Consider the following 10,660-nt stretch of genomic DNA (forward strand, 5'->3'; position numbering starts at 1 on the left):
GGGATGTTGATTTCATTATTGTTAGTTTATCAGATAATGGGATAGCATCAGAGTATGATCTTGATAATTTTTGTACTATAGTCAATTGATCGGATAACGGCATTGAATCTGTTTCAGTTGCAATCTTGAATCTTTGACGGGAACTTGTGTCAGATATCGATGAAGCTTCGTTTAGTGTGAGATGATGTACACCAGCTGTACTTAGTACATCTGATAATGGGACTGCATATGAAACAAGAGCTGATCTTTTTCCACCTATTGTTAGCGCATCTGATAACGGCATAGAATCAGACTGGCTTGATGACCTTCTTCTGACAATAACTACTGGCTGGTCAACAATTGCCATAGATTCCCTTTGGAATGCAACCTGTGTTACGGTATCTGTATACAGGTGTATAGTGGTAGGACCAGTAGTCCTAGATTGCCACATTACATGTAAAGATGTATCAGATGATGCTTCAATAGAGACACTCCTAAAGTCACCTGCTGCAATGTCGTTTATCTGCTGATCCTTAGTCCAGGTGTTGCCTCCATCTAAAGATACTGCATAATAGATATTATCAGTGCCTACATTCTTTGCCTCAGAATATGCCACATACAACCCAGTCGAGTTGGCAATTCCAATTGACGAATCAAGTATAACTGATGAAGAGTTGGTAGCAGGTATCTTTGTAAGCTGAGTCCAAGTTGGACTAGACGATGGAACATACTTCCATACTCCAATTGCTGTATTGACACCTGCCACATTGGTGTTATTGACATAGCTAATGTAGACGGTATTGTACAATGGATCTACTGCTCCAGACAGTGTATGTCTATAAGTGGAACTTGTCTTCCATCCGTGTACAGTTCCTCCAGTGATAACTTGAAAGTCAGAGAATTGAGTTGTGTTTGATGCTCTTTGGTAGATGTTATAGGCTATTGCTCCCTTGAATGTGGCTGTTGTAACATTTTGCATCAACATCATGATATTGGTATTATTCAAAGGAAGCAGTAGTGTATCACATTCACAGAGTGTACCAACTTTATTTCCACTAGCAAATGGTTGAGGAGCTTCAGTCCAGTTAGCTGCAACAGTACAGCTTGATGGGCAATATTCCATAAATGAATGACCGTTAGTTAGTCCAGTAGTGTCATCTGCCATTGCATAGAGTGTTCCATCAGAACCTTCTGTTACTCCGACATCATTGTTAGCGGTTTGAGTTCCTAGTGAGTAAATGTCTGTTTGAATTGAAGTTGTGGCAGAATCATTATTTGTACTGTATCGTACATAGTTAAATCGGTCGTTACCACTGTCTGTGAAAATCACATGGATGTTATTTCCAACCTTGTTGCCTGGTGTCCATCTGTCATACCATATACCAAGAGCAACAACGGTAAGACCTGAGCTGAGCGCTGTTGGTGCACCCCAAGTATTACCACCATCTGTTGATTTTGCCATTACTGCGTTGTTAGCGGATGTAATGTAGGCAGAATAGCATACTGTAGATGAAATACAGACATTCTGCTTGGTTGATTTTGTCATGGTCAAGTAGTTGGTGTTGGCAGCAGTTGTAGTATCTACTTGGGTGGTTAGAGGATCAACTGCTACAAACCAGTTTCTTGCCTCTGTATATGTCGAGTTGCTTTGGCCAATCTGAGCTTTACCTAGAGCATACAGTTTTGGATAAATCTTTGGTACGGAATAATTGTATGATACGTTTGTGCTGTTTCCAGGACCCAAGTTTTTCAGCCAAGTAATCACTTTGGTGTCCCCAGTCTGGTTTACTTGCCCATCTGTAGTTACAGTAAAGTTTGCAGGCACATACTCTCTGATAACAACAGGTGCATTGCCAACAAAGGATTGTACGTCAAGTGTTACCTTGAAGTTATTTGCATAGTCAACTGGGTCTATCTTGGAATCTGCCTGTCGTATTATTTGATATTGAGTATAATTTTGGGCTAAAAATGAGGTTGTAAAGAACGCATATCCTGTCTGAGTCTGTGCAGAGACGTTTACTGAATAATTACCTTGTGTGGTGGTTGTGTAATTTGCGTTATACAGACCACACTCGTTGCTTGGTGTAATTCCAAGTCCAGTTGCAAGTGTAGTCTTTTTGGATTGCGGATCGGTAATTGTCATCAAGATATTAGAATTGCAAACAGAATTTCCAGTGCTGTTTAGTACAACAAGGATCAGTTTTGCAACATCTCCTGGCTTGTAGGTACTCATGTCTGTGTTAACAGAGACAAGACCCCACTGGTATTGGGAATTTGTTACAAACTTTTGGCCGTTTCTTACCATGGTTATCTTTACATTGTAAATACCAGCCCTTACATCTCGCATTGATGGAACCTTAATGTCGTATTTTCCTTGTCTTATCTCTGAAATAGTTGGTGAGAATGTCTTCTTCTTTCCATCTGGACCTGTTATTTCGATAGAAATTGATTTCTCAGAATCAGACCAGCCTTCTGTTTGTGGCTGCTTGTGAGATGGCTTTATTGCAGGTGTAATTGTCAAAAGTTGGGCATCAGATAGATACTGGTAAATAAATTCCGGATTTTGTGTAATAAGATAGGTCTGTTGTGTGCTGTTAACTGTAGGTACTGCAGCAAGTGATGTAGTGTTTAGATTAGAAGTATCAAGCCAAGTATCAATGGTATCAACAATGTCAATTCCATCAGATACTAGAGAGGTATAGGGAGCTGGAGGGGCAAAAGCAGGCAGTTCCTGAGTATATAATTGACCAACTTGCTGCTGGTTTAGGTATGGCTCGTAGAATGAGACCTTTTGGATTAGACCTGAGAAGCTGTTCAAGGGGAAACCATAGCCTCGTGCCGAGTCTACAAATGCTCCAATTACTAGGTCCTTGTTGGAAGATAGCTGGTCAGGAGTCTTGGGAACAAGATCACCGTCATCGGCCAAGACTAGATTACTTTTGATCTGGGTTGTCGATTGCAGGGTACCGTTAACATAGATGCTAATTGTGGACCCATCATAGGTACTAACAAGGTGGCTCCAGGTCTGGTTTAATTGGACTGTAGAGTTTACTGTTGTCCATTTAATACCGTCATATACGCTAAATGTGGCAACTCCTCTTGGGTTTATGTTGTTGTTAATAGTAAGGGAAAACTCGTTTTCCTTGCTTACGACCGTAAAAACAGGGGATCCTTGGCTGTAATCTGGCTTGACCCAGGCAGATATTGTAAAGTTTTTGAGTATTTTTGTCTGGGTCAAGTTACTAGTAAGATAGCCGTTTCCTTGGAGTTGTAGCGAGTTTCCATTGGTACTATTTACTATGGCTACATTGCCTACATGGTTTGTACTGTTAATAGAGTTGAATTTCCAGGATTGGGTAGCATTAGGTACGGTGACTCCTGGTTTGATAGCCACTACAGAGTCAGAAATGGTTACTTGGTTTAAGAAGACAGGCACAATCTTGGTACCATTTGAGTTGGTAGTCACCAATGAAACAGAATCGCTCAATGGTACGTGATTTGAGATTGAGACGTTATTTACATAGCCAGATAATGTACGAAGCATTGCCAAGACCGAATCAGACATGGGTACTTGGTTTGTGAAGGAGGAAGTAGCATTTTTAGGACTATTTGTTATAGTTGGTAGACTGGAAATAGAGGTTGTAGTAGAATTTGCTCTAGTGACTGTTATAGTTAGTACATCAGCCATACCAACACCATTGACTGCAGGTGCTGGATTTGCATTTAATCCACTAGGAGGTTGTGGGGTGACAGGACTGGTGAGTTGCGGGGTGGTAGGGCTGCTTGTCTTAGTATTTTGGGATACACGAGTGGATGTACTTGGCGGATTGATGTTTAATCCATTTAGGGATGTGAGATTGCCTGTCTGAGATGTAGTATTTTGCGATATCAATGAATTATGAGGATTGGACGAATTAGCCAAGTTTGTAAGAGATAATGAATTTTGTGAGGTGGTAGAGTACACTGCACCAGAGGAATTACTTTCAACCTCACCATATGCATAACCCCAATAACTTTGAGATATTGAAAACGGGGTAAAGATTGACGATAAAGCAAGAATCAAAATAAAACAAAATGAAAAAATTCTATTTCTGTTATACTTTATTTTTACGTCCTCGTAAGAGTATAACAAATAACTCGAAAGGAGTACCAACAAAAGAAGAATTGTAGGATTTGTACTGGTAGACAAATCATGTACAACATCAGCAAAGTCAGTGTTTGCAATGATACCTAATTGATAGAATTGTGGAATGTTATTTTCAAGTAAGAAATTATCAACAAATGCAATATCATGTACAATTTCAATTTTTTCTTCGATACAACAATAACTAATTTTTTCATAGTAAAGATTTGTCAAAAGACTATTTGTGATCTTAACAATTGGAAATTGATCAAGTACAAGATTTGCGTTATAGTTATCAACTAGAATATTTTTTCCATGGAGTCTTATTCTTTCAGGATAAGAAAGTTGTTCAAGTGTAGTAATTTTATCCATGTTATTATTTTTAAAAATTGCAATGGAATTGTGATCTAGTCCAGCTGTAGTTATTGAAATATATTCAGAAAGGGAAATTCTTTTTATGGATCCAATTATTACAGCTTTAGAATTTTCAGAAGATGGTTTTTGATCATTTGCAGAAATTCCAATTTTTTCATTTAGATTTATTGAAAAATATTTTTTTGTATAAGTTGGCAAAGAATTTTGTATTGATAAAGTTTGTAAGTTTTGTTTTGCATCAGCTTGTTTTACATCAGCATCAATTATAATTGAATCAGCATATGCATAGCTGAAAACAGATATCAACAATAAACATGAAATTAAAATACCAAGTTTCATTTTTCAAAACTCCTAAAATTAAATTTTTTCAGATCAGAAATTTTAAAATAAATTATAGAATCATCTAGGATCAATTCTAGAGAATCTGGGAAATATTGTATAATTTCCAACATTGTAAAATTGTTCAACATTGGATTAAAGAGGAGAGGAATTATCCAACAGATAGATTAACCATTCTGGCAACAAGGCCATTTTAGGTGTCCTTTTTGGACTAGGAGATAAAATCGATTTTTTTAATTTTGTTTAAAAAATTTTCAATAAAAATGTAAATCAATAATTATAAAAAAATATTTTTTTCAAAAGTTAATTTTTATATTTTTATAATTTAAAAAAATAAAATTCAGTTTCAACAAATTATACAATATCATTTGTTAGCAACTAATCATCTACTTCTACAAAAATAAATGATAGAATTTTTTAATTGATTTAAATTATAAAAAATAAAATATTTGCCGATGATAAGAAATTTTCTTTTCTGTTTTCATATATTCAAGTGCATCTTTGATAATTAATTTATGATATGGAATTGTATTGTTGGGAATTTTTTTAAAGAATTTTATTGATTCAGCATCATAATCATTATTAATTTTATTTTTTATAGTTGCAATAAAACAATGTGTTATATCATGACGAGTTTTAATAGGATTTTCGTAAACTCCTAAAAATTTTTCAAGTTTTATATCTAAATTCAATTCTGCTTTAACAACACGCTTTGCTGCATCTTTTATTTTTTCATTTTTCCGTATAAGTCCGCCAGGAAAATGCCATTTTCCCTTGTAAGGAATTATTTTTCGCTTTATTAAAAGAACAGAGTCTTGTTTGAATATTATTACATCTACAGTTGAAAACGGAAAATATTTTCCAAATTGATCATAGATCTTTTTTGGTGCATATTGAAAATTTTTCACAAGTATCATATTTTTTATCTTTATCTTAAAGATTATCTAAAAACATGAACCATTTTAATTATAACATTATTTGATTAATTAGATACTTTACCAATTTATGATTCATAATAATCAACTTTATTTTTTAGACATATCTTGTTTTTTATTTGTAAATGTTGTGTTTTATCTTGTTTATTATCGCAAAATAATTTACTTCTAAATATTGTACATGCTAGATAATGATAAAAATTGAAAGTCTTGAAATAGTAATTATTCAATTATTATTTTATGAATTTAAAATTTGAAAAAGAAATAGATGATGTAAGGGGTAAGATCATCTTCTATTCATATAATAGCATGAAAATCAATCTTATAGAGACTAGGAAGGGATTTGCCCGTGGAGGTCATTATCACAAATATGATCAAGATCATGCACTAATTTCTGGTCAAGTTGAAGTCAGATTCAATGATATTTCTACTAACCAAGAAACAATTCAAACATTCAAAGCACCTGCAATTATACACATTCCAAAAGATATTGCTCATCTATTCATTGCATTAGAGGATTCCATATTCATTGAAACATCAGAATCTGAGTATATCATAACAAACTTTCCAAAATATAGGCAGATTGTTGAAGAGAAAATGAAAATATAATTACATTAAAGTGGTAAATAGATTATTACAACGCTAAATTTATTCATGAATAAAATTCATTACTTTTAATTTGTTTAACTAAATAATCATTGTCATAAAACTTTGTTCCATTACAAATTTAACAAAATATGACAAAACCTAGAGCTAGAACTTAAGGGATATTTGCATTCATGTGGTTGACTTGTAGATTATGAGATAAGTATTCATATGATTTTCAGGCTGATTTGTCAATTTCCAACATGAAAAGAAGACCTTAACGTATCAACCTCATTTTAGGAATATAGAGTAAAAGATGATTTGTCAACCATTATTCCATATGAGATAGTCATTTCAGATAAAGACTGTATCTTTAACTGAAAAATGGGCTGACTATGGCAACATTTGAAATTTGGTTTTGCTTAATACATAAAGAAAGCCAATTTCATATCTAAATCTTGTAAAAAAAGTTAGTTATTTTTTAAACGTCTTAGTGTCCGTTATTGAAATTGTTGCCTTGGTGGTTATCCCAGTGATTATTGTTCCAGTGGCTAGGATTCCAGTAGTCATTATTTGAGGGGTAACTATTTGAGTTGGAATAATCTCTTGGGTCAGAATCACATTTGTTATTGTTGTTTCCATCTGCTTGGTTGCTTACGTGAAGATTACCATGAGTTAATTTTCCATTATTTGTATAGACTATGTGACCAGTGCTATCGAATATAGTAATTTGGAAAAAGTCATTTTTACCAGGATTTCCATTATCAATCACATAGGCATTGAATGTATATCCAGATTTTCCATTTAGTGTAGCAGTACCTGTAAAGTTAGCCTTGGTACCAGTACTATCGACAAATAATGATGTTATAGTTACAGAATCAAGATCAATTTTTGCAGATTTGTCATTATAGTCAAGATGTCCTTTGAAAGTTAGTCCATCAGAGGACATTACATTCATGTTAAAGGATATACCATTTCCAATTGAACCTGCACCATTAACCTTACCTGGAGTATTCTGTGGTAAAATAACTACAGTCTGAGTGGCAGTTGCCTTGTTACCAGAGTGATCTGTTGCAGTCCATGTTACAATTGTTGTTCCTATTGGATACCCAGCAGATGGTGCATTGTTTGTAACTGTTGGATTTGGATCAACTGTATCAGAAACAGTTGGAGTTCCAAGTGTTACTTGGGTTAGAGTACCTGTTGCTTTAGTAGTAATATTTGGTGGTGCAGTAATTGTAGGTGGTGTAGTGTCTCGCACTGTAACTAAAAATGAAAGCGTACTGGTATTTGGTGGATTTTGCTTATCACTTGCAGTACATGTAACTGGTGTTTGTCCCAATCCAAAGATTGTGCCAGAAGATGGAGTACATGTAGCAGAGGCATGACCTGTTACAAGATCAGTTGCAGTAACGTTGAAAGTTGCAGGTGCTCCATTTTGATTAACTGCTTCTACTATTACTGGATTAGGTGTCAGAGTCATTACAGGTCCAACAGTATCATGAACTATTACTGAAAATGTTTGTGTTGAAGTATTATGATGACTATCAGTTGCAGTACATATTACAGGTGTTGTTCCAATTGTAAATTGAGTACCGTTAAGTGGTGTACAGATTGGTATAACTTTTCCATCTACAAGATCAGATGCAGATGCCTGGTAAAATACAATGGCTCCCAACGGTCCTGTTGCTTGGAAATATTGTGGATTGGCAGCAGTAATTGTAGGTGGTGTAGTGTCTTGTACTGTAACTACCTGTTGACCATAAGCAGTATTAGGTGGAGTTGCATGGTCTACTAGATGCCATGTTATAGTAGTTGTTCGTACTGGATAACCAGATGCTGATGCATTGTTTGTTATTGTAGGATTTGCATCAAATGGATCAGTCCAAGTTGGAGTTCCTAGTGAAACTGGAGTTAGTGGACCAGTTGCTTGTGATGTAATATCAGATGGAGGTGTGATTGTAACTAGTGATGGATTTGTTGTTATAATTATAGTCTGAACAGCAGTTGCAGAATTACCGGATGCATCTGTTGCAGTCCATGTTACTTTAGATGTTCCTATTGGGAAACCAGCTGCTGGTGCATTATTTGTCAATTTTGGATTTGGATCAACTGTATCAACAGCAGTTGCAGTTCCTGCCAAGTTAACTTGGGTTAGAGTACCTGTTGCTGCCATGGTGATAACTGATTGAGAAAATACAATTTTAGGTGGTGTAGTATCATGTACTGTAACTGAGAATGTAACCTGTGCAGCATTTCCCGCAGCATCGGTTGCATGACAAGTTACGGATGTTGTTGACCCAAGTGCTTCTTGAGTGCCATTAACTGGTGTACAATAATTTAGTGCATTGCTTCCTGTAAGGGGAATATTTCCACTTACCAAATCAAATGCAGTTGCATGATAAAATATATTGGCTCCTGCTGAACTTGTTGCTTCTTGAAATTGTGGATTGGCAGCAGTAATTGTAGGTGGTGTAGTGTCTTGTACTATAACTGGAAATGATTGTGTTGCAGTGTTTCCAGCAGAGTCAGTTACATGACATGTTACTGTTGTTGAACCTAGGACAAATTGAGAACCGCTGGCTGGTGTACAGACGAGTTTTGATGTAACATCTCCGTCTACAGGATCATTTGCAGTTACATGATAAGTTACCATGGCTCCGTTTGGTCCTGTTGCTTCTGCAACTACACTAGTAGGAGTAGAAATTGATGGAGGAATGGTATCGGTGATAATTATATAGAAATGAGATATGCTAGTATTTGCTGGATTAGACGGATCTGTTGCAGTACATGTAACTTGAGTAGTACCTAAAGGAAATATTGTATTATTTGGAGTACAAACTAGATTTGAGCCCTGCTGGATTGTAGTTGTTCCTACTGTTGCATAAACTCCAGTGTATTGCACATGAGTACCAGAATTAGTTGCTGCACCTATCTTCCATGCTGTAGAGTTAACTTGTACTAAACTTGAACCACCAGTAATTAGTATTTTATCAAAGTAAATGACTGGTGAAAGATTGGTTGTTGGTGTACAAATTGGATTACCTGTACAACCAGTAAAGATTGTTCCTACAGTAGTTGCACCAGCGAAGTTTGTATCAGCAGACATTTGTGCTCCAGTAAAGTCAACATAATTAAGATCTGAATTTTGGAAGGTTGTAGCTACAGTTGAAGAAGAAGAACCAATAATAGCATCTACAAGAGAAGTATTTGCAAGTGATGTACCAGTCAAATTGGCATTAAGGAAGTTAGCACCATCAAAATTATTATTTGATAGATTTAGATGAGTAAGTTTTGTACCGCTAAAGTCAACACCGTTAAAAATTGTATTTTGAAAGTAAGTTGTACTAGTAAATATCACATTTTCCATAATTGCCAGTGTAAAGTCTGTACCAGAAAGAGTTGCACTAGCGAAGTTTGCTCCTGTTATATCAGCTCCTGAGGTAAGCTCTGAATAGGATAGATCAGCTCCTTTAAAATCAACATAATGAAGGTCTGCACCTTGGAAAGAAAGTGTGCCTTCATCTGGATTTACATATTCAAATGTCGCTCTGGTAAGATTAGCATAATCAAATATTGTGTTTGTACTAGCACCAGGACCTCCGTTGTTATTATCAGCTCTAGTAAAATTTGCAGTTTGGAGATTAGCATATTGAAAATTCACACCACTAAGTTGTGCGCCAACAAAAGTTGCACCTTTTAGATTAACAGGAGAACCAGGAGTGCCAGCAAAAGTAGGAGGTGTGATGCTAGTAAAGTCACAGTCATTATAGTTTACACCTGGACCAGGAGTAGCAGAACAATCAGAGGAAGGAGTTTCGGCCGATGCAGAATGAATACCTAGTCCGAGAACAGAAGATCCTATGATAATTAAAAGTAGATAGAATAACCTAGCATTCCCAATATGGTGCAATGTACTAATTATGTTCTAGTCTAATATAAGAGATGTTGCAATAGATCCAATATTACAAGTGCCAAAATGGATCATTTGATATCAATATAATATACAAATTATCTGCGATCTAAGTTATGGTTATGTTCCAAGTTACTTGAAGCGTATCTGAAGATGCTATAGTAATTCCACTAAAGGTCTGTCTTGCATACATGTTAGTAGAGTTACTATTCAGAGTTGTTGCAGTATTATCAAAGACACCCGACTCTGTTATTGTCTGAGTTGTAGAGTTGGTAATCTTTCCTGGATTAAATACGCCTGTTAATGTGACTTGTCCGTGAGTTGCCGTAGTAATAGAAGTGGTTGCAATAGTTTTGTGTCCTTGTTGAGTACCAAGTGCAGTATCAGTTGTAAAAGGACCGGTGCTTCCAG

The 10,660-nt window shown here is 35.7% G+C and carries 5 protein-coding genes; 1 reads left to right on the forward strand and 4 read right to left on the reverse strand.

Annotated elements, in window-relative coordinates; all coding sequences use genetic code 11:
• Nucleotides 1-4,816, reverse strand: a 4,816-nt coding sequence (locus C0Q33_RS09000; RefSeq protein ID WP_133121067.1) for a LamG domain-containing protein, incomplete at its 3' end; no start/stop codon positions are given.
• Nucleotides 4,817-5,247: 431 nt separating this feature from the next.
• Nucleotides 5,248-5,724, reverse strand: a complete 477-nt coding sequence (locus C0Q33_RS09005) for an NUDIX hydrolase (RefSeq protein WP_394336921.1) — start codon at nt 5,722-5,724, stop codon at nt 5,248-5,250.
• 267 nt (nt 5,725-5,991) lie between these two features.
• On the opposite strand from C0Q33_RS09005, the gene C0Q33_RS09010 reads away from it, so the two are divergent.
• Complete coding sequence (locus tag C0Q33_RS09010; protein ID WP_101478275.1) at nt 5,992-6,360, forward strand: cupin domain-containing protein; 369 nt, start codon at nt 5,992-5,994, stop codon at nt 6,358-6,360.
• Nucleotides 6,361-6,826: 466 nt separating this feature from the next.
• Here the strand turns inward: C0Q33_RS09010 and C0Q33_RS09015 are convergent, their stop codons facing one another.
• Both C0Q33_RS09015 and C0Q33_RS09420 read right to left on the reverse strand, forming a co-directional pair.
• Nucleotides 6,827-10,249 (reverse strand): HYR domain-containing protein, encoded by a 3,423-nt coding sequence (locus C0Q33_RS09015; RefSeq protein ID WP_101478276.1) that lies wholly within the window; start codon nt 10,247-10,249, stop codon nt 6,827-6,829.
• Between the two features lie 109 nt (nt 10,250-10,358).
• The coding region (locus C0Q33_RS09420) for a hypothetical protein (RefSeq protein ID WP_165776501.1) at nt 10,359-10,660 on the reverse strand (302 nt) is incomplete at its 5' end.

The sequence above is a fragment of the Candidatus Nitrosotalea bavarica genome (assembly GCF_900167955.1).
GTDB classification, from domain to species: Archaea; Thermoproteota; Nitrososphaeria; order Nitrososphaerales; family Nitrosopumilaceae; genus Nitrosotalea; species Nitrosotalea bavarica.